This is a genomic window from Micromonospora sp. URMC 103, assembly GCF_051386435.1.
Taxonomy (GTDB): domain Bacteria; phylum Actinomycetota; class Actinomycetes; order Mycobacteriales; family Micromonosporaceae; genus Micromonospora.
Map to the genome: position 1 here is coordinate 170,406 of NZ_JBPQTR010000003.1, position 26,330 is coordinate 196,735.

Below are 26,330 nucleotides of genomic sequence, written 5' to 3' on the forward strand. Positions count from 1 at the left end.
TCAGCCCTCGACGGGCGCGGGCGCCGGGAGTCGGTGCTGCACGGCCCAGAGCGCGACCTCGGTGCGGGACGCCGACCCGGTCTTGCGCAGGAGGTTCGACACGTGCACGGTGACCGTCCGCACCGAGATGCCGAGCGCCTTCGCGGCCTGCTTGTTCGACATGCCGGCGACCAGGCAGCCGAGCACCTCGATCTCCCGGCCGGTCAGCTCGGCCTCCTCCGGCCCGGTCGGCCGGACGACCGCCGCCGGACCGGAGGAGCCCGCCGGGCCGGAGGAACCCGCCGGGCCGGAGGAACCCGCCGGGCCGGAGGAACCCGGGGACGATGCCGGCCGGGGCACCGACGGCGGCCGGAGCAGGGCCTCGGGTTCCTGACCGGCGTGCGCCGCGAGAAGCTCGGTCAACGCGAACGGGTTCCCGCCGGTACGCCGCCAGACAGCGCTCACCACCCGGGCGGGCGGGGGCGGGCCGGCGTACACCTGGGCCAGCACCTCGGCGACGTCGGCCGGACGCAGCGGCCCGAGGTGCTGGCGCACCGCGCCGCGTACGCCGCAGAGTCGCGACAGCGCGCGGACCGCGAGGTCCGGAGCCAGCGCCTCCGCGGCGGGCCGGGTGGCCACCACCAGCAGCACGGGCAGCTCGGCCGCGGTGGCCAGTTCGCCGATCAGGTTCAGGCTCGCCGGGTCGAGCGCGTGCAGGTCCTCGACCACCAGCACGGCCGGGCCGACGCCGACCAGCAGGCGGACGGTCCGTACGGCGAGACGCAGCAGGGCGCCCGGCGCGTACCGTTCACGGGGCGAGGTCGGATGCTGGGCCAACCACGCGAGCGCGTCCGGCGGCAGGTCGAGCCGGGCGGTGTCCCGCCCGCTGAGCACGGCCGCGAGCCAGTCGTAGGGGGCGGGGCTGTGCACCCGGGCCGCGCCGGAGAGCACCACGGCCGGGCGCGGGGCGAAGGCGTCCAGGGCGGCGGCCACCAGCAGACTCTTGCCCACGCCGGCAGCGCCGGTAATCACCGCGACGCTCGGCGCCGACCGGCGGCCGGCCACCACCGTGGACCACGCCCGGTCGAGCTCAGCCAGCTCACGGGCGCGCCCGACCATGGACACCGGCATCATTCCCCAACCCTACGTAGTAGTGCGTAGAGACGCGGGTGGGGTGTTCTTGGCAAGCTAGGCGCATGACGTTGATCCTCCGCTCGGCAATCCTCAACGACATCGGTCTGGTGCGGACCAACAACGAGGACTCCGCCCTCGCCGGCGACCGGCTGGTCGCCGTCGCCGACGGCATGGGCGGCCTGCCCGCGGGAGAGGTGGCCAGCGAGATCGCCATCCGGATCCTCGACGAGCTGACCCCGCCCACCGACCCGGAGGCCGCCGCCGACGCGCTGCGCGCCGTCGTGAGCGCCGCCAACCAGCGCATCCACGCCGCCATCGCCGTCGACCCGGCCCGCGAAGGCATGGGTACGACGCTGACGGCCGCCCTGCTCGCTGGCGAGACGCTGGTGCTCGCCCAGGTGGGCGACTCGCGCTGCTACCTGCTGCGGGACACCAAGCTGACCCAGCTGACCCGGGACGACACGTTCGTGCAGGCGCTCGTCGACCAGGGCGCGCTCACCCCCGAGCAGGCGCGCCACCATCCGCAGCGCTCTCTCGTGACCCGCGCCGTGCAGGGGTCGGACAGCCCGCCCACGATCGGCACGCTCACCGTCCAGGCCGGTGACCGGCTGCTCCTGTGCAGCGACGGTCTCTCCGACTACGTGGAGAACGAGGCGATCGCCGTGACGCTCGGCGCGTACGGCGACCGGCAGCTCTGCGGCGAACAGCTCGTCAAGCTCGCCCACCAGGCCGGCGCGCCGGACAACGTGACCGTGGTGGTCTCCGACGTCACGCTGGTGGCGTGACGGTGGCCGTCCGCCGGATCAGCTCGGAGGAACGCCTCACCACGAGCTTCGTGCTCGGGGCGTACGCCTTCGAGCCGTCGCCGCGCAGCGCCCGCCGCGCGGAGGAGTTCCGGGCGTACCTGCCCTACAACGAGGGCAACCGGACGCTCATCGTCGAGGAGGACGGCGCCACGCTGGCCGCGGCGTCGGCGATCCCGATGCGGCAGAACCTGCGCGGCGCCGTGCTGCCCATGGCCGGTGTGGCCGGTGTGGCCAGTCATCCGCTGGCCCGCCGGCGGGGGCACGTCCGGACGGTGCTGCACCAGCTCCTCGACGAGATGCGCGACGAGGGGCACTCGCTCACCGCGCTCTACCCGTTCCGGCCCAGCTTCTACGCCCGGTTCGGTTACGTCGGGCTGCCCAAGCCGCGTACGGTGACCTTCTCCCCGGCCGACCTGCATCCGCTGCTCGGCGCCGACCTTCCCGGCGAGGTGGGCTGGGAGCGGATCGGCGGCGGCTACCCCGCCTGGCGCGAGTTCACCGAGCGCTGCCTGCGCGACCGGCACGGCTTCGCGCTCTTCCCCGACTATCGGGACGTCCAGCTACGCGACCTGGACGAACGCTGGCTGCTCACGGCGCGCGTCGACGGTGTGGTGACCGGCGCGCTCACGTACCGGATCGACGACCACGGCGGCGAGCTGGTCGGCGACGATCTGCTCGCCGTCGATCCGTACGCCCGGTCGCTGCTCTTGCAGTTCCTCGCCCGGCACGTCGACCAGGTGGAGCGGATCAGCGTCCGGGTGGCCGCCGACGAACTGCCCGAGCTGTGGCTCACCGACCTGGCCGTGCACGTCGAGGCGCGGGTGGCCCGGCCCGGCTCGTCGGCGCCCATGGCGCGGCTGCTCGCGCTGGACGCGTTGACCGGGCTGCCCGCCGGCCCCGGCCGGGTACGCGTCGAGCTGACCGGCGACCGCTGGCTGGCCGGCGCGCACCTGCTGGACGGCACCACCGGCTCGCTGGAGCTGCGTGCCGCGACGGCGGGCACCGCCACGCCGGGCGCAACGCTCACGGCCGCCGGGCTGTCCGCCCTGGCGTACGGGGTGCTCGACCCGGTCGAGGTGCACCTGCGTGGGCTCGGTGACGTGCCGGCGGACGCCGCCGCCGAGCTGCGCCGGATCTTCCCGCGCCGGGTCCCGTACCTCTTCGCCGATTTCTGAGGCCGGCGCCACTGCCGGTTTGCGGTGGAGCGAGGGAGGGGTAGGTCGTCGGGGTGCCGGAATGGTTGCAGGCGGGGGGCTGGGGGCTGCTGGCCGGGTCGGCCCTGCTGCTCGGGGCGGTGGTCGGGTGGTACGCCCGGGTGCCGCAGCAGATTAACGCGTCCATCATGGCGTTCGGGGCCGGCGTGCTGCTCTCCGCCGTCTCGTTCGAGTTGATCGCCGAGGCGCACGAGCGGGGCGGGATCCTGCCGACGGCCCTCGGGGCGGCCGGCGGCGCGATCGCGTACACGCTCGCCAACCTGGCTCTGGCCCGGCGCGGCGCGCGGCACCGGAAGCGCTCCGGCGCGCGGCAGCCGTCCGAGAAGGAGCTGCCGGGGTCGGGGTCGGCCATCGCGGTGGGCGCGGTGCTCGACGGCGTACCCGAGTCGGTGGTCATCGGCGCGAGCCTGCTGACCGGCGGCGGCGTCAGCCTGGTGACGGTGGTCGCCGTCTTCCTCAGCAACGTGCCGGAGGGGCTGTCCAGCGCGGCGGGCATGCGGAAGGCGGGCCGCAGCGGGCAGTTCGTCTTCCTGCTCTGGACCGGGATCGCGCTGGTCAGCGCCGTGTCGGCGCTGGTCGGCCGGGCCGCGCTCGGCGACGCGCCACCCGCGGTGCTGGCCGCGATCACCGCGCTCGCCGCCGGCGCGATCCTCGCGATGATCACCGACACGATGGTTCCCGAGGCGTTCGAGGACGCCCACCTGCTCGTCGGTCTCATCACGGTGGCCGGGTTCCTGCTGGCGTACGGCCTCTCGCACGCCTGAGCCCGTCATCCGTTCGGCATCGATCCGGCCGCATTCGGCTTAGTTGCGGGTTAAGCCGGCCCGGCGTGCCGCTCCGGCGGCGGGTCCGCTCCTAGCATCGGGGCGTGCGTGCGAAGCCCGTCCTCGTCCTGCTGGCCCTCGGCGTCGTCGCCGCCACCCTGCCCGCCTGCGGCTCGGGCGACGAAGGCGGCGGCGGTCCCGCCCCGGCCCCGTCCGGTGCGCCCTCGGCCACCGCCGGTCTGCCCACGGGCGACCAACCGGCGGCCCCGGCCGCCCGTGCCGGTCTCGGCGGCCCGGGCGCGAGCCCGTCGCCGTCGCGCCGACCGTCGACCACGTTCCGGGTGGGCAATCCGGCGGGGCGCGCGTCGGTGCCGGCCGACGCGCGGGCGGTGGACACCTCCCGGCCGACGCGGACCGTCGGCACGGGCACCCCGGCGAGCTGCACCTCGGCGGCCGTGGTGAAGGCGGTGGCGGCCGGCGGCGTCATCACGTTCGACTGCGGGCCGGACCCGGTGACGATCCGGATGACGGCCACGGCCAAGGTACGCAACGCGAACGGACCGAAGGTCGTGCTGGACGGCGGCGGCAAGGTCACCCTGAGCGGGCAGGGGAAGCGCCGGATCCTCTACATGAACACGTGCGACGAGGCGCAGGGCTGGACCACCTCGCACTGCCAAAACCAGGACCACCCGCTGCTCACCGTCCAGAACATCACGTTCGCCGACGGCAACTCGACGGGTGACGAGGCGGAGGGTGGCGGCGGTGGGGCGATCTTCGTCCGGGGCGGCCGGGTCAAGGTGGTCAACACCCGCTTCGTCCGCAACCGCTGCGACCGGACGGGGCCGGACCTGGGCGGCGCGGCGCTGCGGGTGCTGAGCCAGTACGAGAACAAGCCGGTGTACGTCGTGAACAGCACCTTCGAGACGGGCTCCTGCTCCAACGGCGGGGCGCTGAGCAGCATCGGCGTGTCGTGGATCGTGCTGAACAGCCTGTTCACCGGCAACGAGGCGATCGGCAGCGGCGCCAACCCGGCGAAGGCCGGCACGCCGGGCGGCGGCAGCGGCGGCGCGATCTACTGCGACGGCAACCTGTTCACCGTCAAGATTGCGGGCACGGTGATCGAGAACAACCGGGCCAACGAGGGCGGCGGTGCGATCTTCTTCGTGAGCAACGACCGCACCGGCACCATGACGATCGAGAACTCCACGCTGCGGCGCAACCGCAGCGGCCAGTTCGAGACGCGCGGCTACCCCGGAATCTTCTTCCTCGGCGCCCGCAACCCCTCGACACCGGGCTCCCGCCTGAGCTGACCGCGGTCCGTGCGGCCTGCGCGGGGGTGGGCGGCCCGGTTGATCATGAAGTTATTGCCCGCCGCCTCGGCGTGTCGCGGCAATAACTTCATGATCACCGGTCGCGGGCCGGGGTGAGTGGGGGTCCGGCGGTGGGGTTCGGGGCGTGGGTGGTCAGTAGGGGTTCTTGTGGCCGGCGGGGTGGCCTTTCAGGAGGGCACCGGGGCGGCCGGGCAGGGTGGGCGCGCCGGACATGGGCGGGCTCGGTGTGTGCGCACGGTCGGCCATGCCCGCGAAGAGTTCCTTCAGGGCGCTGAGGGCATCGACGCGCGGCCGCCAGCCCAGCTCGGTCTCGGCCCGCTCGCTGGACAGCAGCGGCACGTTCAACGCCAGCTCCACCCAGCCCCCGTCGACCGGCTGCAACCGGGCGCGCCAGGTGAGCGCCGCCGCGGCGCGCAGCAGCGGCGCGGCGACCGGCACGGTCCAGCCGTGGAAGTGCCGGGCCACCAGCTCCGGGGTCAGCACCGGGTCCGCGGCCAGGTTGAACGCGCCGCGCGCGTCCCCGAGAACCGCCCGGGCGTACGCCTCCGCCACGTCGTCGGTGTGCACGGCCTGCATCCGCAGCCGGCGGTGGGTGGGCACCAGCGGAATCCGGCCGTACCGGAGCAGGCGGACCGGTGCGAACGGCCCCAGGAAGTAGCGGCTGATCTCGGTGGCGGCGTCGCGCTGGAAGTTGAGGCCGGGCCGCATCCGCACCACACGAAGCTCGGGGTGCTCCCGCTCCGCCCGGTCGAGCAGCGTCTCCACCTCGGCCTTGTCCCGGCTGTACGACGACGCGGACACCCCGGTCGCCGGCCAGCGCTCGCTGACCGGGTGGTCCTTGGGGCCGGCCGCGTAGGTGCCGACCGACGAGGCGTACACCAGGGCCGGGACCTTGGCCCGGACCACCGCGTCGATCACCGCGTGGCTGCCCCCGACGTTGGTCCGGTGCAGCACGCGCTGGTCGTGGCTGGGCTGGATCTGCCAGGCCAGGTGCACCACGGCTTCGGCACCCGCGAAGACCTCGGCCAACTGGTCGGCCGCGCCCGGCAGGCCGACGTCGCACGAGTGCCACTCCACCTGGTCGTACGGCTCACCGGCCTCCACGCCGGGAATCCGGCGGACCACCCCGGCCAGCTCGACGCCCCGCTCCCGCCGCAGCCGGCGCAGCAGGGCCGTACCGGCGTTGCCGCTCGCCCCGACCACCACGATCCGCATGCTCGCCCCGTACCCACCCAGAACGCCCCTATACGTGCGCGGGCCGCGTCACGCGCACCAGCGCTCGTGCGCTGGTCAGGGGCGCGGCGCGTGGCGCACCCAGCGGTGCTTCTCGTCCCGGCGGCGACCCTCGGTGGCCGCGAGGCAGCGCGGGCAGATCCAGCCCACCGCGTCGGCCGAGGTGAGCACGTCGGTCGAGGAGTAGTCGAACCGTACGTGCGGGAAACGCCGCAGCCGGGTACGGCTCAGCGGCAGGCCGCAGACGGTCTGGTTCTGACCCGGCAGCCAGGCGTGCACCTCGCCGCCGGGCGCCCGCGACCCGTCGGGGCCGGTCTCCTCACTCGACGCCGCCACAGCCGGAGTGCTGGTCAACCGCATGCCGAACCAGTTCCCCGCCCCGCCGGGGTCCATGCCTGGCCGTACCGGGGACGGTGGCCGGTGTCGCCTACCCGCGCGGGCGGGCCCACCCGGTGAACCGCTCGGCCAGGTCGGGCACACTGCCGGGCGCCTCGGCGAGCTGCTGCCGGCCTCGGCCGCGAAGACGCCGGCCGGGGCTTGAAGACCGGCGGCCTGTTCGAACGACTCGTTGCCACGGGGGGAGCGCCGTCGCGGTTCCTGCCCTGGCTCGACGCGGAATGCTCAGCGAGCCAACTCCGGTACTTCGAACCGGTTCTGGTTCCGGGCCTGCTTTAGATCGAGAACTACGTCCGCGCCGTCCTGCGCACGATCGACACGCTCACCGACGACGAGGTGGAGAAACGGGTCGCCGCACGGATGGAGCGGCAGAAGATCCTCGGCGGAGACCAGGCGCCCCTGTTCGTGCCGTGCTCGACGAGGCAGCTCTCCGGAGGAGCGGCGACGACTTCGGCGGGCTCATGAAGGAGCAGGTGGCCGCCTGATCGCCTCCGCGGAGTCGCCACCGCTTCAGGCCAGGTGGGAGAGCGAGCGTAACGAGGCCCTGCCTCGTCGGCAGTCCATCGATCTGTTGAAGGAAGTGGAGAGCCGTACCTCAGTATCGCCCGGTGGCGGAAGTCCACCCGAAGCGGCGCGAGTGGCGGCAACTGCGTCGAGGTTGCTGACAACCCGCCCGGCATCGTGGCCGTACGCGACTCGAAGGACCCGTCCAGGCCGGCCCTCACGTTCGTGCCCGCAGCCTGACGCGCGTTCCTCGCCCAGGTCGCCGACGATGATTGTGGGCCGCCTGGGACTCGAACCCAGAACCTAAGGATTAAAAGTCCTCAGCTCTGCCATTGAGCTAACGGCCCTCTGCGCTGTCAGGCTACCCGACCACCTAGGTCCCGGTTGATGTCCGCCCCCGGTCTACATGAGCGATGCTGATCTACCCCCGGCAGGCAACTAACGGCCCGCCAGGGCAGGGCTCCCGGCTCGGCGCACAGGTGGGGCTGGTTGCCTTACCGCTGAGAATTCAGTCAGCGCCGGGTTGCGAGAGGTAGGCGACTTCTGGCCCAGTCTGGTCTGCTGCACCCGTAGCGGCCGGCTGGTATGACCAATGGAGCCGCAGGGCGTTCGCCTGTACGGCCTGGTAGGTGGGTGTGCGGACGGATACCCACCGGTCCAGACCCTTGACATGTGGAAGCATCGCGCTCGGCACGTGCTGAACTGGAGCTGGACCTGCCGGCTACGGCCGAAGAGGGCTTGATCTAGCCGGCTTCGCCCTCGAGCTCCCTGCGGCGCTTCTCTGCCCAGACGCGGATGTCGGCCGTCGCCCACACCCGTCCCACGGTCAGGTGCGCGATCGGCTCAGGAAAGTCGGGTCGGTCAGCGAGCGTGTTCGCTCGCTGCCTGGACACACCGAGGAAGGCCGCTATCTCGGCCATGGCCATAACGTCCCCGGTCATCGGTGCCGACCATCCGACCGGGGGCATTTACGACACGTCACCCTACCCCCTTGACGAGTCGTCAACACATCGGCGAGAGTCGGCGCATGCCCATGCGCCGAGCACCTAAACCAGTACCGCTCGCACCCATCCATCGGCCCGTGCGGCGGCGCTGGTTCCGCCGAGATTGCTCCTGCGGACTGAGGTGGAAGACATGCCCCGACAAGCGGCTGGCCGTACCCGTTGAGCCTCGGCGGGTCGAGCCGCCCAGGCGGACCGAGCCACCCCACTGGAACCAGCAGACCGAAATCGTGTGGGTCGGAAACCTACTCACGAGAGGCCAGGCGTACCGCGCGAACGGCGGCAGGCATGCGTGAGCACCTACCCATCCGCCCCATATGGTTGTGTCGAGTCTGCGGGCAACCCTGGCCGTGCGGGGAGGCTCGGCTGAGACTTTCTCGGGAGTACGTGAACGATCAAGTAGCGCTGAGCGTGTACTTGGCGTCAATGCTCGGCGAGGCGGCCGACGACCTACGCAAGCTCAATCCCGAGCCTGGGCCAGATCACGTTCTCCTGTTCGGAAGGTTCCTTCGCTGGACGAGGCAGGGCAAGAATCGGGGCCAGGCGGGCGAATAGGAGTCCGTCATCGGCTACACGCCCCTTCGAACCGTCCTGCGCCTCGCGCACCCTGCCTCCCGTCACCAATGGCGCTGCATCTGCTTCGCCGACTGGACCGGCGCCTACGTGAACCTGTCCACGTTGCGGTCGAGCCGCAAGACCTTCACCCGCTTCTGGTTCAGCGAGGCCACCATCGAGGCGATGAGGCGCAGCTGTGTCATCCAAACCACCTTCAGAGTCACCAGTGGGAATTGGACCGTAACGATTCGGTCGAGGGCAGCATCACAATGCGGCTCCCGCCGACCGGGTGTGGTTCGGCGATCGGAAGGGTGCCTCGGCGCGTACGAGTTCTAGGACGGACACGGTGCCGGGCGTCGGCACATAAGGAGGTCGCAGTCGAGCGGGTACGAGCTGTGCTGTTCGTCCGAGGAAATGCGCGATAAGTTCCGTGCGCCAGGCTGGCCAGCAGTAGGTGAGCCGCTATACGCCTGGCGACTGCGGGTGTTCGTCGTTGCGCTGGTTGTCTCCACCAGGCACGGTTATCTGATGCAGCGCTGGGACCGGCTCAACGGTCGCCAAATGGACTTCTTGCGTCGGATCGCCGACGGCGATGACCTCAGTACGCCAGAGGGCGTCGCTCACCGAACCTCCGCCCGTGCGCTGCAGACCCGCCGTTTGCTGCACATCACCCGCATGGACGGGACGTGGCGGGCGACTGTCACGGAGGCGGGCCGCTTCTACCTTCAGCACGGGTTCCACCCCGAGGACCCTGCCCACGTGGCCAACCCACCGACGACCCGGCCGAAAAGCGAGCCGGCAAGCGTCCCCGGACAGCGATCGGCGGCGGCGAGCACCGGTGGCACAGCGTCGGCGACCATTGCCCTGGCGCAGCAACTGCTCGACCAGCTGGCACAAGGCGACGGGGTCGTACGTATTGAGGAGCCGGATGAGCAGACGCGGGCGCGTTACCGGCGGGCCATCCATGCGGCGAAGCAGCACAAGCTGATTCCGGACGGACACGAGCTTCGGCGGCAGCTCGTAACCGCGGGCACCGCCTGGTCGTCAACACCAAGGGCGCGCGGCCCACACTGTCGCTGCGGTTGGAGAAGTCCCAGCGCGCGGTGAGGATCAGCGAGGAGCACGACAAGGTGCCACACGTCCTCACCGATGACGAGGAGCGGCGCAGGAAGCGGAAACCGTGGGCCCCGGTGCCTGAGTTCGACCGTGTACCCAGCGGCCGTCTTGTCCTTGAGGGGGTGGCTGGCGGAGCCGCGCGGCGTACCGCCGACGTGGTTGAGACCTGCGGGGTGGGCCCCCAACCGCTGGCTGGCGGCCTCGACGCTTGGGCGCAGCTAATCGGTCTCAGCGGCGAGCACGGACCTGCCCCGCCTCTGTGGGGCGGTAGTAGCGGCGCAGTCGTCCCTCGACAATCTCCTCGTGGTCTGGCTCGACCAGTCCCTCGTCGGTGAGCCGGTCGAGTGCGCGCCGTAGAGGGTGCCGGGACGCCATGCTCGCCGCCCGCCGGACAGCGCGGCGACGTCGCTGATGCCGCCGTAGCCATGCGTGGCGTGGGCACTCGGCCGTTGATCGTCTTGTCATCTCGGTCTATGCGGCCGCAGCCTTCAGAGAGGCGGGCCGGGGTGACCGCCGCCAGAGTGGGGATGCCGGGGGCCGCGCGGGTGAGGTGGTGAACCAGCCGCGAAACGCCGACGACCGGGGTGCGACCACAGCGGCGTGTCCATGCGCTTGCCGGGTCGTGGCTGGGGTGACGGCTGGCCGCGCCCGCCTGGCTAGGTCCATGGCTCGGTGGGCGGTGCGGGCGGCGTCGCACATGCCGCGTTGGCCGGCGCACTGTAGGTTGCGGCAGTTGCCGCGGTTGTCGGGCTGGTGCGCGCCGATGACGTCGAGGGCGAGCCGCCACAGGAGTGGGTCGGTCACATCGTCGGGGATCACGGCGAGCTTGCTGAGGCGTTCACCAGGCATGGCGGGAGCCCTTCGTCGATGGGTCATGTCCTCCGCCGAGGAGGGTGGATGGACAACGGACACGATCGACGCTCACCTTTGGCGGAAGGTCAAGTCGTCTCGCCTGGCGGCTGTCCGGGGCTGGCGGCGTGGAGACACGCGTGGCCGAGAATCCGCTGTTCGTTGGTGTGCGGAGGGGCGTGGCGGCGGTTCGAGCAGTCCCTCGATCGCCGACGGCAAGATTCGGTGACGCTGGTCGACGAGACGCTGCGCGGGCTGATACGGCGCGGAGCTTGTCAGGCTGGCGGCGCCCACCACGACGCGGTCGCTCCCGCCGTTGGTGACGCCTGTGAGTGCCGCAGCGTGATCTCGCTTCGGCCTGTCGTTGGCGCCGCCGATCATGGCCCCTCAAGGGCACGCTGATGAAATGTCCGCCGACCAATCAGGCCCGACCGGCGAGGGCACGGCCGAGGCCAGCGCGCCGGTGACGTTTCGTAGTGTTCAGGCGGTGGTGGCGACGGTTCTCGGTGGGAGGGTGAGCGGTGACGCGTACCTGGCTGTCCGTACGGGTCGAGTTGGTCTCCGGTCGCGGCGTCGACCTGTGGCCTCGGCCGGGCAGGGTCTTCGCGGCGAGCCGGTCGCATACGTTCGCCCAGCTCGCTGACGCGATCGACTTGGCGTTCGCCCGTTGGGACCTGGCCCACATGCACATGTTCACGCTGGCCGACCAGACCCAGATCACGCCGCTTGAGCTGTGGGACGGCGAGGCCCCCGAGGGCAGCGTCGACAGCGACCGGACCAAGCTGAGTCGCCTGGGTGGCGGTGAGCAGTTCGCGTACGTGTTCGACTTCGGCGACGACTGGGCGCACCTGTGCAGGGTCGCCGAGTCCCGCATCGACCCGCTGGAGACGCTCGGCGGTCTGCCCGCCGAGCCGATGCCGTACTTCGGGTGGGGTGACCTGCCCGATCAGTACGGACGGCGTTGGGACGGCGACGACGGCGAGACGCTCCCGCCGAAACCGCCGCGGCGACCGCTTGCCGAGCTTCCGCCGCTGCTGCCGTGGTGGGGACCTCGCCAACGCGGACAGTAGCGGTCCCGGACGGCGCCGGACGGCGCGCGCTCTGGCGTGCTGACCTGCCTCTGGATGAGCGAGGTCGTGCTACGGGCTTGTGATCGACGAGATGACCGGCCGGAAGAGGGAAAGGGCAGCCTGTTCGCCGGCAGGCTCTGATCGTGTGCCCCGGCCTGGGGCGCTCGGCGACAAGCTACCTCTCGCTGGGCCGGGTGAGGACCGCGATGCTGCCTTCCCGTGCCTCAGCTGGGCTCGGGCGCACGGGGCCGGCGGCAGGGCAGGACCGCCAATGGCGGGGCGGGGCCGTTCGACGTGCGCTGGACAACCGCAGGCCGGCAGGGTGACGGGAACCCTCGCTCAGGGGCGTGAAGCGGTGCCACAGCGTGCCGGTAGGTCGAGGCTGACCGCCGTTCCGGCGGCGGCACCACTTCGCCCGGCGCGGCGCTGCGGCCGTCAGTGTTGGGCAGTTGGCGGGTTCCAGTCGTGTTCCGTGACGTTGCTGCCCGCGCCCCAGGCCAGGCGGGTACGTCGCTTCTTGGGCATCGTCTACGTCACGGGGCACGGGCCTGGGCCGCATCCGACGGCGGCGTTCGACATCCGGCGGGCCGTCGCACCGGCAGAGGTTGATGTGCTCATCATTTCGTCGTGGCCGGCTAGGATCACCAGGTCCACGTTCGGGGCTCCAGGGCCGGCCGAGCAGCGTGGTGGCGAGGGGCGGCAACCGGCCGACCGGCCGCGAGGGCGGGTGGGCGTGGTGACGCGGGCGACGCCGAGCTGCCGGCGGGCGGGGAGTTGTTGCTGATCACCTGAGAGTGGGTGGTTTTCGACGATCGCTCTGGTCCGACGGAAAGTCAACGGCTTGCGCCGGTCACCTTCACGGTGGTGTCTGGCGAACGTCGTTGTCGTCCTGGCGGCCACGCCCGTTGCGGCTGACCAGATCCGGCCCGGTCCACGGGGCGGCAGCCTGATCATTGGTCACCACGTGGGACCTTCTCGACCCTGCCGTGGCGGGATGTCAGCGGCCTCCTGGGGAGGAAGCGGAAGGAGACTCCCTCCTTTGGGAGGGAGTCTGGAACTGCCACCGCCGGCGACGAGGGCCGGTCACCGGCGGTGTGCTGCGCTGACAGCCGCATCCGGCCGTTGCGCGGGGTGCGGTGGTCGTATGCGGGTGGTGAAAGCACGGTGAAGCCCCAGACGAAGGGGTCACCGAAGCCCCAGAACGAGTCGCGAAATGGCCGCTCGTTGACGATCTCTCCGCACCCCTCACCTGCCCCAGCCGTAGAGCGCTGCCGTTGTGTAGACGGTCATCGCCCAGCCCGACGCCGACCTCCCGGGCTCAGTCGACCCGCGTGGGTCCGATTCCGGCGTTGCGGACACCGCGTGGAAACTCCTACGCCCTCAAACCGGCTCCTGTCAGCTCTAGCGAACGCCCTGGGCGTCTAACAACGATCTGACACGGCTCGACAAGGCAGCGCCGGGTCTGACAGAGCAGCTCAGCCGCCATACGAACGTCAAGCAGCTTGGGCGAGGCGGCACCGGCGTTCAGGCGTTTCCGTCACGCTCGGTGTCCGGCGGTGGCGTCAGGGGCCAACCGCGATGCCCTGACATCCGGCGCGCCCCGCCCACCGAACCGGTGAAACCGGCGCGCGAGGCGACGGCCTCCTACCAGGGCTGTCAGGTCAGCCCCTCCGCTGTTAGGGGTCTGTCAGATCAGGGGAGCGTTCGCCAGAGCTGACAGAGCCCGTTTTGGAGGGTGTCAGGGCATAAACGGCGCGGAGCAGCACATCCGGCAGAGCCGGGGTTGGGTGAACTCCAGTGGCGGGAACAGGGCGTGGGCGATCTACGGCGCGGTCAGCATGCCGTGGTCGGCAGCCAGCCGAGCGACGTGGTCGCGGACGGCCAGTGTGGATTGGGTGCGAAGCAGATGGTTGGACCTGGTCTGGGTCTCCCGCTTGGGTAAGGGAGAGACCGGAGAGTCTTTGTCGGTTGGGACGGATTCGATCACCGGCGGCGTGTACTGCGATGACAGCGGCACACAGGGGTCCGTTCCGGGGGCAGTTGCAAGGGCGACCCAGACATGGGGGCCGACATCGACGCCAACACGGACCCCGGGCACAGGTCGCCGGGCCGCTCGACCTCACTCCAGGCAAGCGAGGAACGCCTCATGGGACGGCGTGACGGCCAAGCGCAGTGAGGTAGGCGGACACCGGGTGTCAGCCGACGCGCTGGCGCGACGCCGCTGCCCAGGCGGCGACGGCGCCAAGGGCGATCCTCACGGGCGGTCAAACGCCATCAGGCACCCCTACCGGGCTCCCATTCATGAACCGTCGTTTGTGTGCTCTGGCGAACGCCTGCCGAACTCACAGCCACTCACAGCGGCCTGCCGCGCCGCGCCAGCGGCGGCCAGTGGGATCTCCCGTCGCCGCCCTGAGCAGGGCTATGAGTGCGAGCGGACGCGGAACCCCGTCACCCAGGGAGGCATCCCCGACGCAAGCATGGCCTCAATGACACGGGCCCCTCGCGGCGCTCACAGCCGCCCACAGCGGCTCACAGGAACTCACAGCGGCTCACACGCCCACCAGCCTGGTCGGCGGCAGCGACAACGACATGCGCAGTGGCGCCGCCGGTAAGGTGCTGGATGTCGCCACGCTCGCCAACGCACCCGCGGCACGAGCCGTGGCGCCTACGTCTGCCTCCGGCTGCTGTGGCACGGCGGCGGACGTGCCGTCGTCAGCGCCTTCCCGTGCAGTGGAGCACCGAGCGCCACCGCCGCGGGCGTGACCGGACACGTGGTACCGCCGCACAGATGCCCATCGATTTGACGCGGGCGTGATGACACGACAACGCCGGCCATGCCGCCGCCGTCCCAGCTCGCCGGCCGCATGTCCGGACACGCACCCCCAATGTCAACGAAGAACGCCGACTGACACCGTGGCCGTGACACGGCAACGGCGGTCGCGCGAAGGTGTCCGCGGCACGGGTTGCCAGCGATCGTGACACGCGCCGGCGCGCCCTGACCTCGTGTCCGAAACACCAGCCACGTCATCGACGCCGGTCGTTGACATTTTGCCCGGCAGGACCGTTGAACAGGGCGGTGACATGCTCGCGGACACCTGCCACGAGTGCCGGACGCAGTGCCAGTGCCACGCTGGACACGTCCTTCGCCGACGCGGCCATCGCGGTCGTGACACTCGACTTGGCCATGCGGCGCGGACACCCTGCGCCATTGACACCGGCGGCCACGGTGCCGTGGTCACGGCACCGTGGCCGCATCCGGCGTTACTGGCATTTTGTCCATCCACCGGGGTGAGTCTCACGCACGGGGCTGCCGCCGACGCGAGCGGAGTGCCAATGTCCGTCGATGACATGTTCGGTGTCCACCGCTGGCCATGTCATCGACGGATACCTCTGTCACTGCGTGCCGGCGACGGTGCCCCGTCGGCGGGAACGGTCGTGGGCTGGCACGGGAGGGACCCAGCGCGAGACCCGAATCATGTCGGTGCAGGAACGCAAGAGCGCGAACGGGCGGACCGCGAACGCCTCATCTTGGCGACGGCCCGCGAACTCGCCGAGCAGCAGGGCTGGGACGCGGTCACCACGCGCCGGCTCGCCGAGCGCATTGAATACAGCCGACCCGTCCTCTACAGCCACTTCCGCGGTAAGCGCGAGATTATCGGCGCCGTCGCCCTCGAAGGTGCCGCCGAGATGGCCGCGGCGGTGCGGGCCGCGGCCTCCGCCGCAGACGGCCCGCGCGCCCGGGTCACTGCCCTCGCCCGCGCCTACCTCGACTTCGCCGCACGCAACCCGGCGGTCTACGACGCCATGTTCCAGCTCGACGGTGGCCTGGCGTTCGCGAAGGCGGACACCCCAGAACCTCTGAAGGACGCCTTCGCCGCCCTGCTGGAGAGCCTCGGAGAGGTCACCGGCGACGGCGTCCACCCGGGGCTGTTCACCGAGGTGTTCTGGGCGGCCCTGCACGGTCTGGCGACGCTGACCCGGGCGGGACGGCTGCCGCCGGAGGACACCGAGCGGAGGACGGAGCTGCTGGTGGACCGGCTCGCCGTGCTCTGACGCATCGTCGCGGTGGGCACACAACCGACCCGATACGCGCCTAAAGGGCGGCAGGCTGGGCGCCGACGAGACGTCCTGTCATGCGACGTCCGGGGGCCGGCATCCCGGCCGGACACAGGGTCGAGCAGGATCTGATCATGACCTCCGGCGTTCACCGGTTCCAGCGCGCCTTCGACGAGGCCGAGTTGCGCGCCGACGTCGACGCCTTGAACGCGTTGCTGACGGAGGACTCAGGTCCATGGGCGAGCAGGGCTACGTGCTCGACAAAGCACAATGGCTCGGCAAGTTTGCCGAGTTCTCTTACCTGAGCTTGGAAAGCAACGACGTCAAAATATGCTGCTACCGTCACGCGGCCATCGTGCGGTGCGTCCAGCGTAGCCACTCGACCTGGCGCGGTCAGGAGATGGCGCTGACAGTGCGGGTCAGCCAGACCTGGGTTGAGCTGCCTGAGGGCTGGCGACTGGCCGGGATCCAGTTCCAGCTCTCTCGGCGATGCCTGAAGAGTTGTCCGGTCGGGCGACCACGCCGACCGCCTTGACGACCGGCCGACGCCGCGCCCCCGAGGCGGACGTTGCCGGACGGCTTTCGCAGCTCGTGCGACTCATCCTGACAGGACTTCGAGCTCGTGGGTTCCTCCACCGAAGCGGTCAACGGTCCGGTTGCACCGTTTCCTGAGGTCTGCCCGTTGCCAGCACTTGTCTGCTCCGGCGAAACCACTCGTAGCCGACCAGGGCGACGAGAAATGCGGTGAGGAGCCCGAGCGCGGCCAGAGCGGGCAGGATCCGGGCGACGGGTAGCAGCAGCAGCGCCACGCCGAGGGCGACGATCTGCACTCGTGGAATGGACCGGACGGTGAGTCGGAGGAACATCGCTCGGCCGGCGAGGAAGAGGATGATCCCGCCGTACAGCGCAACGATGGAGGCCCAGTTCAACGGTGGCGTGACGTGCGGGGGTCGGCCGTTGGCGAGGCGAGCGAGGACTTGTTCGTTACCCAGCGCGGTGTAGATGACGCCGGCGATCAGGGGAAAGTGCGTGAAGCTGTACGCGTTGCTGGCCACTCGCCCGCGCTTTGCGACAGGCACCGTTCCGAGTGCCTGGGCGGCGGCCATCGCGGTGTTCTTGAAGTAGAGCCACCACAGGCAGATCGCCGTGGTGAACACGAGCAGTGCCGCCACCAGCACCGGCCCGCGCGCCGCCCCCAGTCCGGCCCCGGATCCGACCGAGATCAGCGACTCGCCGATCGCAATGATCAACACCAGGCCGTGCCGTTCGGTGAAGTGGGTGGGGCTGCGCAATCGCCACCCGCTGAGAGCCGAGGCGATGAAGCCGCCGCTGAAGTCGATGACGAACGCGCCCGACCAGAGCAGGGTCTGCGCGGTGCCATGAACGATGGCACCGATGACGAGCGGTATCGAGGCGAGGATCGTCGTTGTCGTGAAGAGGCGCAGCGTGGTGTGCATCTGCCGGTCACCGGCCGCGACGTGGAAGTAGAGAGCAAGGTCGACTCCCCGAAGCACGAGGTAGGCCATGACCAGGATCAGTGGTGCGTCCAGGATCTCGTTGCCGTGCTGCCAGGCATTCGGTATCACGAGGGCGGTCACGACGATGGCCGCCATCGCCACGATCTGGCCGGCGGGGATCAGGCCGCTGTCGGCACGGACCTGGTTGCTCAGCCAGGTGTACGTCGTCCAGGCCATCCAGAGCAGCAGCAGAAGGATGAGCCCCTGCGCCATGGTGAGGGGCGTGGGCGGCTGCCCCATGAACGAGATGATCCGGGTGAGGGCGAGGATGAACACGAGGTCGAAGAAGATCTCGAACGCGGTCGCCCGGTGGGTCTCGTCGGTCACCGTGGGCCGGGACCTGAAGATCCGTCTCATGACCTAATCTTCTTCGCCGAGCACGCGGCCTGGAGCGGGATCGATGTTCCTCGGCGACAGAGCGGTGGTGAGCCGCAGATGACAGGTGGGTGGGCGACCAGCCGGCAGGCCCGGACGATCACCGTGCGGTTCCTGGATCGTGTGCGGTGACCACCCACGGCCCCGTCATGCCGATCTGGAGCTGCGGAGGCTGCGACCTGCCCTGGCCCTGCCCCACTCGAAAGCGGACGGAGTATGCCGACGCCCCGGTCTTCCTCGCCCTCTACCTCGGCTCCTACCTCGTCCAAGCCACCGAGGACATGCCGTGGACGCCGGCCGGCGTGTTGCACCGCCGGTTCCTCGGCGGGGCCAGGGAGGCCGCTCGGCCGACGCCACCAGTACAGCAGCGAAGTACAGCAGCCGTGCCACCCGAACCGAGCCGGCAACGACAAAGACAAGCTGGTGACCTCGCACCCCCACCCGATCCGGCTGGCTCGTCGGCAATCATCAGTTCAGGGTTCGAGTCCCTCGCGGCCCACTCACTCGCCCCAATCCAGTTGGCGCTCCGGGACACCCACCGTCCTGCCGTATTTGTTCGCCTCGGCTCGTCCGGCTCGATCGCCGTGCCGGTAGCGGAACACCCGGTGAGCGAAGACCACGACGCGGTCATCGCCGACGGTGAAGTCGGCGTACCAGCCACCGTCGGGAGCCACTGCCTCGGCGAGCGCATGTCCGATCTCGTCGGCTGCCTCGTCCGCCGCCTCGAAGTCGAGGAGGGCCCACACCTTCGGCTGGTCATCCGCGGCCGAGTCCGACACGTCCTGCCGCCGGAGCCGGACGATGCTGAACCCCACAACCCGCAGGTCAGTGGACGGACGAAGGCTTTCGGCAATCAACGTCCCTCGAATCATGTGCTCAGCCTGCCAGCCACCTACGACGCGTTCGGGCGCAGCAGCGCCCAACGGGCGAGGCGCGTGTCAGGCTGTGGGGGCCGGCTCGGTGGGCCGCGGCGTGAAGAAGCGGACGAGGTCGTCGGCCGCGGTGGGGGACAGCATCATCGCCTGGACCCGTGCGGACATCTCGGCGATCGCGCGGGTCCTGGTGAACATCTCCTCCTCGTACGCCCGGATCGCCGCGTCGGATTCGGCGGGGTTGGCGGCGAGCGCGGCGGCGAGTTCGGCGCCGTCGAGCATGGCCTGGTTGGCGCCCTCGCCGACCGGCGGCATGAGGTGCGCGGCGTCACCGATGAGGGTGATGCCGGGCTGGTGGGCCCAGCGTGTGCCGGTCGGCATCGTCTCGATCCTTCGTACGGTCGGCGGGCTGTCCCCGGCTTCGATGAGTGCGGTGAGGCGGGGGTTCCAGCCGTCGAAGATGTCCAGCAGAGCGCGCTTGGTGTCCAGGGGGCGATCGCCCGGGGGCAGGGAGATCCCGACTCGGATGCTGCCGTCGCCGAGGCGTTGTGCCGCCAGGATCTGGCTCGCGCCGACGCACCAGAGGTTTCCGGGGCCGACCAGCTCGGCGAGATCGGGGTGGCGCCGGTCCGCGTCGCCGATGCTGAGTTCGACCAGGGTGGCCACGGAGGTCAGTGTCGCGTCGGTCAGCAGCGGCCGGACGACCGAGCGTGCGCCGTCCGCGCCGATGAGGACGTCGCAGTCGGCGCGGTGGCCGCCGTCGAACGTCAGCTCGAAGCTTCCGTCGGGTCGTGGCGTCGCCGCGACGAGCCGGTGCCCCCACCGGACAGTGTCGGCGGGAAGGGAGTCGAGCAGAAGATTGCGCAGTACGCGGCGGTCGATCTCGGGGCGTCCGGAGAACGAGCTCGGTTGTGGCGTGTGGTGCACGAGGGTGCGTCCGGCCGGGTCGAGGATGCGATGTTCCTCGCCCTCCGGCCGCGCCTCGGACCGGAACCGGCCGGCCAGGCCCGCCGCGGCCAGGGCTCGCTGCCCCGACTCCGGGTGCAGGTCGAGCGACCCGCCCTGCGATCGCGCGGATCGGCTCGCCTCGCGCTCATACACCACCGCGCCGATGCCGTGCCGGTGCAGGATTCGGGCCAGCGTCAGGCCGCCGAGGCCACCGCCGGCGATCGCGATTCGCATCGTCATCCCCCGTTACCGTACGATGTATCTTGTGGATACGCCGTACGGTAGCGCACCGCTGCCCGTCTGGGAACGGCCCGAGCCTAAGCCGCGGGCGGCGCCAGTGCCGCTGAGCCGCGCGAAGATCGCCGCCACGGCGATCCGGATCGCCGACACGCACGGCCTCGATGGGCTGTCGGTACGCAAGATCGCCAAAGAGCTCGGCGTCGGCCCGATGCGGCTCTACGACTACGTGACCAACAGATCCGAACTGCTCGATCTGATGGTCGACGCCGTGTACGCCCAGATCGCCGAGGCCGCCCAGGTCGCCGACGCCGCTCAGGTTGCCGAGGCCGGGCAGCACCCCGAGTGGCGCGCCACGGTGCTGGCCATCTTCCGCCGGACTCGCGAGGCCGCTCTCGAGCACGAATGGTTCGCCGACCTGCTCGGCGCAAGACCACACCTGGGGCCCCACGCGCTCGCCGTGGGCGAATCGACCGCGGCTGCGCTCAGCCAGGCCCCGGGCGTACGCGACATCGACGATCTCCAGCGGGCCCTGGGCGCGCTCAACGCGTTCATCGTCGGAGCGCTCCGCAGGGAGATCACCGAGCGACGCACCGCCCGTTCGACGGGCACCGACGAGTCCGCCTGGCAGGCCGCCCTCGGGCCCTACCTGACGCGCATGCTCGACACGGGCCGCTACCCCACCGTGGCCCGGCTCGTCGTCGACGGCGCCCACCTCGACGCCGAGGAGGCCTTCCACCACAACCTGGTCACCATCCTGGACGGCATCACCAACCACGATTCGCAGGCATGACGACCGTCATGGGTCACGCCACGGCGATCGACACTTACCCTTCGGCCGCACGGCCCCTAGCGTTACGGACATGACGAACACGCACTCCTCCTCCCGGGCCACCCACGCGGCCGGTGCGGCGGTGACCGTACGCGCGGCGACGGCAGAGGACGCTCCGGCGTTGGGTGGCCTGCGGTGGCGGCGGCTGACCGAGGAACGCGGCTACACGGGCACGGACCGCGACGACTTCATCGCGCTGTTCACCACCTGGACCGCCGACCACCTGTCGACGCACCTGCCCTTCCTCGCCGAGGTCGACGGGGAGGTGGTCGGGATGGCCTGGCTGATGGTCGCCGACCGGGTGCCGAGCCCCACGGGGCGACGCCGGCGGTTCGGCGACGTCCAGTCGGTGTACGTGGTGCCCGAGCTGCGCGGCGGCGGGATCGGCGCCGTCCTGCTGGAGGCCGTGCTGGCCACGGCACGCCAGCTCGACCTGGAACACGTGACCGTCCACTCCACCGAGGAGGCGGTGCGCTTCTACGAGCGGCGGGGCTTTGCGCACGACGAGCGTTGGCTCCGCTGGCGGCCGGAGGCGTGAAAAGAGTCTCGCCGAGCGGTGTAACGCGGGATTGCGGCTCGCCGCCAATACGTCCGGAGCATCGGTGATCTTCGGTCGCTCGGGCTCCCCGTGCCCGACCGGGTACGGCCCTTTCGGACAGGAGTTGCATGCGCATCTCGTCACCACGGTCCGGCGCGGTCCTCGCGCTGGCCGTCCTCGGCACCACCCTCGGCACCGCCTCCCCCGCGCTGGCCGCACCGGCCCGCGCCGACCTCACGGCCGACGTCACCGTCGACCGGTCGCGGATCCCCGTAGCGGGAGAACTGGTCGAGACCCGGGTCTCCGTCGCGAACGCGGGGGTCGCGACCGCAGACGGATTCACCGTCACCGTCACACTGCCCGCCAGCGCCTACATCGGCGGTGAGGGCCCCGTGGCGGACTCCTGGCAGTGCACGGCGGTGAGCCCGGCGCTCGTCTGCAACCACCCGGCACTGGCCGCCGGGCAGAGCGCCGCGCCGTTGGAGTTCGGCATCCAGTTCCGCGAGGGTACGGACGGCCAGAGCGGTGCCATCACCGCGTCCGTCAGCTCCACCAGCCGGGAAGCCTCCACCAGGAACAACTCGGCGACCCAGACGGTGACCTACGACGCGAGCGTCACCTACCCGAACCTGCGCATCACCGACGTCGGCTACATTCCCGGCTCCGAGGTCATCGAGGGCGACTGGGTCAAGCAGCCCCTGCACGTGACGAACCTCGGCACGGCTGCCGCCGAGGACGTCCGGGTCCATGTCGTGGCCCCGACCGGGATCTTCGGCGGCGTCGGCGACCAGTCGGACCCGTCCTGGCAGTGCACCACGGTCGTGGCCGGCCAGGAGTGGGAGTGTGTGAACGGGCCGCTGGCGCCCGGCGCGCAGACGCCCGTGCTCTCCTTCAGCGGGTCGGTTCCGGCCGGTGGGCAGCCGGGCGACCGCATCCCGGTGACCTACACCGTCTCGACCAGCACCCCCGACGAGGACCCGCGCGGCAACGTCTTCGAGGGCGGCTTCCTCTATGGCACGCCGGCGTACGTCAGCGGACGCGTGTGGCTCGACGCGGACGCGGACGGGCAGCGCGACGCGGACGAGGGCGCGGCGCCGACCGGGGAGCTCAGCCTCGCGCTCCAGCCGCTCGGCAGCTTTCAGCGCAACGTCACGGTGAACGCCGACGGCACCTTCCGGGCGGCGGTGCACGACGGCGACTACCAACTGCTCGCCGGCCTCTACTCGACCACGCACCGGTTCACGTCGGCGAACGCGGGTGACGACGCCACCGACTCCGACGTGACTGTCACGTACGACTCGCCCGACTTCCAGGAGTCCCAGAGCGAGCCGTTCTTCCTCGCCCAGGGCGACGAGGTCGTCCTCGACATCGGGCTCGTCGCCGTCGGCTGACCCGCACCCCGTCGCCCTTGAGCGACCGCGGCCGAAACGGAGGGGCCCCGACCGGACGCCGGTCGGGGCCCCTTCCTCATGGCGGGGAACGCGAGTACGCCCGAGGTATATACGCGAGGTATACCCTCGGGGTATGGTTCCGGCATGAGCGTTCCCATGACCCTCCTCGGCCTGCTCGAACGCGAGCCCAGCCACGGCTACGACCTCAAGCGCGACTACGACACCTTCTTCAGCAGGGGCAAGCCGCTGCCGTTCGGCCAGGTCTACGCGACCCTCGGCCGCCTCGTCCGCGACGGGAAGATCGTGGTCGGCGAGGTGGAGCCGGGTGAGGGCCCCGAGCGCAAGCGTTACGTCATCACCGACCAGGGCGCCACCGAGTTCGAGTCGTGGCTTGCCGAGCCGGTCGATGCGGAACCGCACCTCCAGACGGTGCTGTTCAGCAAGGTCGTGCTGGCACTGATGCTCGGCCGCCCCGCGGAGGAGTACCTCGACGCGCAGCGCGCCGCGCACCTGCGGCGGATGACCCAACTCACCGAGGTCAAGCGCGGCGGCAACCTCGTCGACACCATGCTCGCCGACCACGGCCTGTTCCACCTGGAGGCCGATCTCCACTGGATCGACACCACCGTGGCTCGGTTGGGCGCCCTCCGGAAGGAGGTGGCGGGGAGATGAAGGCGATCGAGGCTCGCGAGGTCGCACTGAACTTCGGCGAGACGCCGGCGCTGCGGGGGGCCAGCGTCGCGGTGGCCCCGGGCGAGATCGTCGCCATCATGGGTCCGAGCGGCTCGGGCAAGTCCACGCTGCTGCACTGCCTCGCGGGCATCCTGGTACCGGACTCCGGCGAGATCCACTTCGACGGCCACCGGATCGACACGCTGAGCGAGAGCCAGCGCAGCGCCCTGCGGCGGGACCAGTTCGGGTTCGTGTTCCAGTTCGGCCAGCTCGTGCCCGAGTTGACGGCGGAGGAGAACGTGGCGCTGCCGCTGCTGCTCAACGGGGTCAAGCGGGCCGCCGCGCTCAAGGAGGCGCGGCCCTGGTTCGAGCGGCTCGGCCTGGCCGGCCTGGAAGGCCGCCGCTCCGGTGAGCTGTCGGGCGGGCAGGCGCAGCGGGTCGCGCTGGCCCGTGGGCTGGTGGCCCGCCCCGGCGCGCTGTTCGCCGACGAGCCGACCGGGGCGCTCGACTCGCTGACCGGCGAGCAGGTCATGGACCTCCTGGTCTCGTGGGCGCGCGAGCAGGGCACGACCGTCGTTCTCGTGACCCACGAGGCCCGCGTCGCGGCGTACGCGGACCGGCAGGTCATCGTGCGCGACGGCAAGGTCAACGCGCTGGTGCACTCATGATCCGCTTCGCGTTGCGCCTGTCCCTGGCGGGCAGCCGGGAGGCCGCCACCCGGCTCGTCATCATCGCCACGGCGGTGGCGCTGGGTGTCGGCATGCTCCTGGCGACGCTCGCCGGCATGAACGCGGTCGGCGAGCAGAACCAGCGGTACGCCTGGCTCAACACCGCCGTCGCACCCGCCTCGACCGACCCGTCCGTCGACCCGATGTGGTGGCTGATCCGCGAGGACTACTACCGCGGCTCGTCCATCGGCCGGGTCGAGGTCGCGGCGAGCGGCCCGGACGCGCCCGTCCCGCCGGGCATCCCGAAGCTGCCCGCACCGGGCGAGTTCTACGTCTCGCCGGCCCTCGGCGAGCTGCTGCGCACCACCCCGGCCGCGGAACTCGGTGACCGCTTCCCCGGCCACGAGGTGGGCACGATCGGGGAGGTGGCGCTCCCCTCGCCCGACTCTCTGCTGATCGTCATCGGCCGCACGCCCGCGGAGCTGGAGCCCCTGGGCGCCCGGCAGGTCACCCAGATCATGGCCACCTCACCGGACGGCTGCCCCCGCGGCTGCTACGTCGGCATCAACCACGACGGCATGGCGCTCGTGCTGTCGGTGGTCGCGACGGCGCTGCTCTTCCCGGTGCTCATGTTCATCGGCACCGCGACCCGGCTGGCGGCCGCCCGCCGGGAGCAGCGGTTCGCCGCGATGCGACTGGTCGGCGCCACGCCGCAGCAGGTCTCACTGATCTCCGCGGTCGAGTCCACGCTCGCCGCCGTCGCCGGGACCGCCGTCGGGTTCGGCCTGTTCCTCGCGGTCCGGCCCGGCCTCGCGGCGATCCCGTTCACCGGGGAACCGTTCTTCACGGCCGACCTGTCGCTCACCCTGGTCAACGTCCTGCTGGTCGCGGTCGGCATCCCGGTCGGGGCCGTCGTGGCGTCCTGGCTGGCCCTGCGACGCGTGCAGATCTCACCGCTGGGCGTGAGCCGGCGGGTGACGCCGAAACCGCCACGCGCCTGGCGGGTCATTCCCCTGGTGGCCGGTCTGGTCGAGCTGGCGTACTTCATCGGCCGGCGTCCACCTACGACGAACGGCCAGATCAGCGCGTACCTCTCGGGGTTCCTGCTGATCCTGGTCGGGCTCGTGCTGGCCGGGCCCTGGCTCACGATGATCGCCGCCCGGCTGCTCGCCGGGCGGGCGAGCCGCCCCGCGACGCTGATCGCCGCGCGGAGGTTGTCAGACAACCCGCAGGCGGGGTTCCGGTCGGTGAGCGGCCTGATCGTGGCGCTGTTCATCACGAGCGTGGCGACCGGCATCATCACCACCTACGTGGCCAACCGCGGCGAGCCACGCACCGACTCGGTGGCCGCCACCTCCCTGTCGACGTGGTTCCCGAAGGAGGAGGGACCGGCCCCCACCGCGGACCAGATTCCGGCCGGGCTCGCGACGATCCCCGGGGTACGCAGCGTGACCCTGGTCCGCGCCAACCCGGTCGAGGAGCCACCTCCGATTCGGGTGGGGTCGGAGCCGACACCGTCCGCGGCGTACCAGCAGTGGTGGCCCGGCGTCATCACCTGCGCCGAGCTGGACCGTCTGGCCGTGTACGGAAGCTGCCCGGCCGGGGCGCAGGTCGCGGCCGTGGCCGACGACCTCATCGGCGAGCGCGCGTGGGACCTGACCAACGACAGCTACGTCTGGCCCGCCGCCGACATGGACCCCGCGCAGGTCGACCGGCGGCCGATCCGGTCGGTGGTGGTCGACACCACCAGCCGCTCGGCGTTCGAGCAGGCCCGCACGATGCTGATCAACGCGTTTCCGGCGGAGCGGTTTCCGGCCAGCACCGCCGAGTGGGAGTCGGACTCGGCACGGCTCATGAACCAGTTCCAGCAACTGGCCAACGTGGTCATGCTGGCCAGCCTGCCGATCGCGGGGTGCAGCCTGGCGGTGAGCGTGGCCGGGGGGCTGAGTGACCGGAAGCGGCCGTTCAGCATGCTGCGGCTCACCGGGGTGCGGCTACGCACCCTGCGCCGGGTGGTCGCGCTGGAGACCGTCGTGCCACTGCTGCTCGTCGCGGCGGTGGCGACCGGCATGGGGTTCCTGGCGGCGCACCTGTTCCTGCGGGCACAGCTCGACTACACGTTGCTGGCGCCGCACACGTCGTTCTACCTCATGGTCGCCGGCGGGCTCGCGGTGTCGCTGGGGATCATCGCCTCGACTCTGCCGCTGCTGCGCCGGATCACCGGCCCCGAAATGGCCCGCAACGAGTGAACCGGCCGGCGGGCCCGGCGCCT

22 protein-coding genes, 1 tRNA gene and 2 pseudogenes are annotated in these 26,330 nt (G+C 71.1%); 16 read left to right on the forward strand and 9 right to left on the reverse strand.

What is annotated here, in order from left to right:
• The gene (locus ACSNOA_RS01175) at positions 1 to 1,113 is read right to left on the reverse strand and encodes an AAA family ATPase (protein ID WP_436655313.1); all 1,113 of its coding nucleotides are present in this window, start codon (positions 1,111 to 1,113) and stop codon (positions 1 to 3) included.
• 62 nt (positions 1,114 to 1,175) lie between these two features.
• On the opposite strand from ACSNOA_RS01175, the gene ACSNOA_RS01180 reads away from it, so the two are divergent.
• From ACSNOA_RS01180 to ACSNOA_RS01195, 4 genes are all read left to right on the forward strand, one after another.
• Positions 1,176 to 1,898 (forward strand): PP2C family protein-serine/threonine phosphatase, encoded by a 723-nt coding sequence (locus tag ACSNOA_RS01180; protein ID WP_436655315.1) that lies wholly within the window; start codon positions 1,176 to 1,178, stop codon positions 1,896 to 1,898.
• A gap of 2 nt (positions 1,899 to 1,900) precedes the next feature.
• Positions 1,901 to 3,094 carry a GNAT family N-acetyltransferase gene (locus ACSNOA_RS01185; RefSeq protein ID WP_436656172.1) on the forward strand — a complete coding sequence of 398 codons (1,194 nt, stop codon included), beginning with the start codon at positions 1,901 to 1,903 and terminating at the stop codon, positions 3,092 to 3,094.
• Positions 3,095 to 3,147: 53 nt separating this feature from the next.
• On the forward strand, positions 3,148 to 3,897 hold the full coding sequence (locus ACSNOA_RS01190; RefSeq protein WP_436655317.1) for a ZIP family metal transporter: 750 nt from the start codon (positions 3,148 to 3,150) through the stop codon (positions 3,895 to 3,897).
• Positions 3,898 to 4,001: 104 nt separating this feature from the next.
• Positions 4,002 to 5,207, forward strand: coding sequence for a hypothetical protein (locus tag ACSNOA_RS01195; RefSeq protein ID WP_436655319.1), 1,206 nt, complete (start codon positions 4,002 to 4,004; stop codon positions 5,205 to 5,207).
• 153 nt (positions 5,208 to 5,360) lie between these two features.
• On the opposite strand, the gene ACSNOA_RS01200 is transcribed toward ACSNOA_RS01195, so the two are convergent.
• Entirely contained in the window at positions 5,361 to 6,443 is a 1,083-nt protein-coding gene (locus ACSNOA_RS01200) for an NAD-dependent epimerase/dehydratase family protein (protein WP_436655321.1), read from the reverse strand.
• 75 nt (positions 6,444 to 6,518) lie between these two features.
• Positions 6,519 to 6,821 (reverse strand): hypothetical protein, encoded by a 303-nt coding sequence (locus ACSNOA_RS01205; protein WP_436655323.1) that lies wholly within the window; start codon positions 6,819 to 6,821, stop codon positions 6,519 to 6,521.
• Positions 6,822 to 6,986: 165 nt separating this feature from the next.
• On the opposite strand from ACSNOA_RS01205, the pseudogene ACSNOA_RS01210 reads away from it, so the two are divergent.
• Both ACSNOA_RS01210 and ACSNOA_RS01215 read left to right on the forward strand, forming a co-directional pair.
• Positions 6,987 to 7,522: pseudogene (locus tag ACSNOA_RS01210) on the forward strand (Scr1 family TA system antitoxin-like transcriptional regulator); the annotation flags it as partial.
• A complete protein-coding gene (locus tag ACSNOA_RS01215) occupies positions 7,458 to 7,601 on the forward strand; it encodes a DUF397 domain-containing protein (protein ID WP_436656174.1) in 144 nt (47 codons plus the stop codon). The pseudogene ACSNOA_RS01210 and the gene ACSNOA_RS01215, both read left to right, overlap by 65 nt.
• Positions 7,602 to 7,636: 35 nt before the next feature.
• Here the strand turns inward: ACSNOA_RS01215 and ACSNOA_RS01220 are convergent.
• A tRNA-Lys gene (locus tag ACSNOA_RS01220) sits at positions 7,637 to 7,708 on the reverse strand.
• A gap of 1,692 nt (positions 7,709 to 9,400) precedes the next feature.
• On the opposite strand from ACSNOA_RS01220, the gene ACSNOA_RS01225 reads away from it, so the two are divergent.
• Positions 9,401 to 10,024 (forward strand): hypothetical protein, encoded by a 624-nt coding sequence (locus ACSNOA_RS01225; RefSeq protein WP_436655325.1) that lies wholly within the window; start codon positions 9,401 to 9,403, stop codon positions 10,022 to 10,024.
• Positions 10,025 to 10,282: 258 nt separating this feature from the next.
• On the opposite strand, the pseudogene ACSNOA_RS01230 reads toward ACSNOA_RS01225, so the two are convergent.
• Positions 10,283 to 10,461 (reverse strand): annotated as a pseudogene (locus ACSNOA_RS01230) (PadR family transcriptional regulator); the annotation flags it as partial.
• Positions 10,462 to 11,403: 942 nt separating this feature from the next.
• Between ACSNOA_RS01230 and ACSNOA_RS01235 the strand changes: the two are divergent.
• Positions 11,404 to 11,952: an IS1096 element passenger TnpR family protein gene (locus ACSNOA_RS01235; protein ID WP_436655326.1), complete on the forward strand. Its 549-nt coding sequence runs from the start codon at positions 11,404 to 11,406 to the stop codon at positions 11,950 to 11,952.
• Between the two features lie 3,024 nt (positions 11,953 to 14,976).
• Here ACSNOA_RS01235 and ACSNOA_RS01240 read toward each other — a convergent pair.
• Entirely contained in the window at positions 14,977 to 15,138 is a 162-nt protein-coding gene (locus ACSNOA_RS01240) for a hypothetical protein (RefSeq protein WP_436655328.1), read from the reverse strand.
• 342 nt (positions 15,139 to 15,480) lie between these two features.
• Between ACSNOA_RS01240 and ACSNOA_RS01245 the strand changes: the two genes are divergently transcribed.
• Positions 15,481 to 16,005 carry a TetR/AcrR family transcriptional regulator gene (locus ACSNOA_RS01245; protein WP_436655330.1) on the forward strand — a complete coding sequence of 175 codons (525 nt, stop codon included), beginning with the start codon at positions 15,481 to 15,483 and terminating at the stop codon, positions 16,003 to 16,005.
• 55 nt (positions 16,006 to 16,060) lie between these two features.
• On the forward strand, positions 16,061 to 16,543 hold the full coding sequence (locus ACSNOA_RS01250; RefSeq protein ID WP_436656176.1) for a DUF4440 domain-containing protein: 483 nt from the start codon (positions 16,061 to 16,063) through the stop codon (positions 16,541 to 16,543).
• A gap of 109 nt (positions 16,544 to 16,652) precedes the next feature.
• Here ACSNOA_RS01250 and ACSNOA_RS01255 read toward each other — a convergent pair whose 3' ends face one another.
• The 3 genes from ACSNOA_RS01255 to ACSNOA_RS01265 all read right to left on the reverse strand — a co-directional run bounded on the left by ACSNOA_RS01255 (position 16,653) and on the right by ACSNOA_RS01265 (position 19,960).
• Positions 16,653 to 17,801: a low temperature requirement protein A gene (locus ACSNOA_RS01255; RefSeq protein ID WP_436655332.1), complete on the reverse strand. Its 1,149-nt coding sequence runs from the start codon at positions 17,799 to 17,801 to the stop codon at positions 16,653 to 16,655.
• Between the two features lie 599 nt (positions 17,802 to 18,400).
• Positions 18,401 to 18,772, reverse strand: a complete 372-nt coding sequence (locus tag ACSNOA_RS01260) for a hypothetical protein (protein WP_436655334.1) — start codon at positions 18,770 to 18,772, stop codon at positions 18,401 to 18,403.
• 66 nt (positions 18,773 to 18,838) lie between these two features.
• Complete coding sequence (locus ACSNOA_RS01265) at positions 18,839 to 19,960, reverse strand: FAD-dependent oxidoreductase (RefSeq protein WP_436655336.1); 1,122 nt, start codon at positions 19,958 to 19,960, stop codon at positions 18,839 to 18,841.
• Positions 19,961 to 20,057: 97 nt separating this feature from the next.
• On the opposite strand from ACSNOA_RS01265, the gene ACSNOA_RS01270 reads away from it, so the two are divergent.
• The 6 genes from ACSNOA_RS01270 (at position 20,058) to ACSNOA_RS01295 (ending at position 26,307) form a co-directional block, all read left to right on the forward strand.
• Complete coding sequence (locus tag ACSNOA_RS01270) at positions 20,058 to 20,750, forward strand: TetR/AcrR family transcriptional regulator (RefSeq protein WP_436655338.1); 693 nt, start codon at positions 20,058 to 20,060, stop codon at positions 20,748 to 20,750.
• A gap of 70 nt (positions 20,751 to 20,820) precedes the next feature.
• Positions 20,821 to 21,327, forward strand: coding sequence for a GNAT family N-acetyltransferase (locus tag ACSNOA_RS01275; protein ID WP_436655340.1), 507 nt, complete (start codon positions 20,821 to 20,823; stop codon positions 21,325 to 21,327).
• 128 nt (positions 21,328 to 21,455) lie between these two features.
• A complete protein-coding gene (locus ACSNOA_RS01280; protein WP_436655342.1) occupies positions 21,456 to 22,718 on the forward strand; it encodes a hypothetical protein in 1,263 nt (420 codons plus the stop codon).
• Positions 22,719 to 22,862: 144 nt separating this feature from the next.
• Complete coding sequence (locus tag ACSNOA_RS01285) at positions 22,863 to 23,390, forward strand: PadR family transcriptional regulator (RefSeq protein ID WP_436655344.1); 528 nt, start codon at positions 22,863 to 22,865, stop codon at positions 23,388 to 23,390.
• The gene (locus ACSNOA_RS01290) at positions 23,387 to 24,058 is read left to right on the forward strand and encodes an ABC transporter ATP-binding protein (protein ID WP_436655346.1); all 672 of its coding nucleotides are present in this window, start codon (positions 23,387 to 23,389) and stop codon (positions 24,056 to 24,058) included. The genes ACSNOA_RS01285 and ACSNOA_RS01290 overlap by 4 nt, the downstream gene beginning before the upstream one ends.
• The gene (locus ACSNOA_RS01295) at positions 24,055 to 26,307 is read left to right on the forward strand and encodes an FtsX-like permease family protein (protein ID WP_436655348.1); all 2,253 of its coding nucleotides are present in this window, start codon (positions 24,055 to 24,057) and stop codon (positions 26,305 to 26,307) included. The genes ACSNOA_RS01290 and ACSNOA_RS01295 overlap by 4 nt, the downstream gene beginning before the upstream one ends.
• Positions 26,308 to 26,330: the final 23 nt, after the last annotated feature.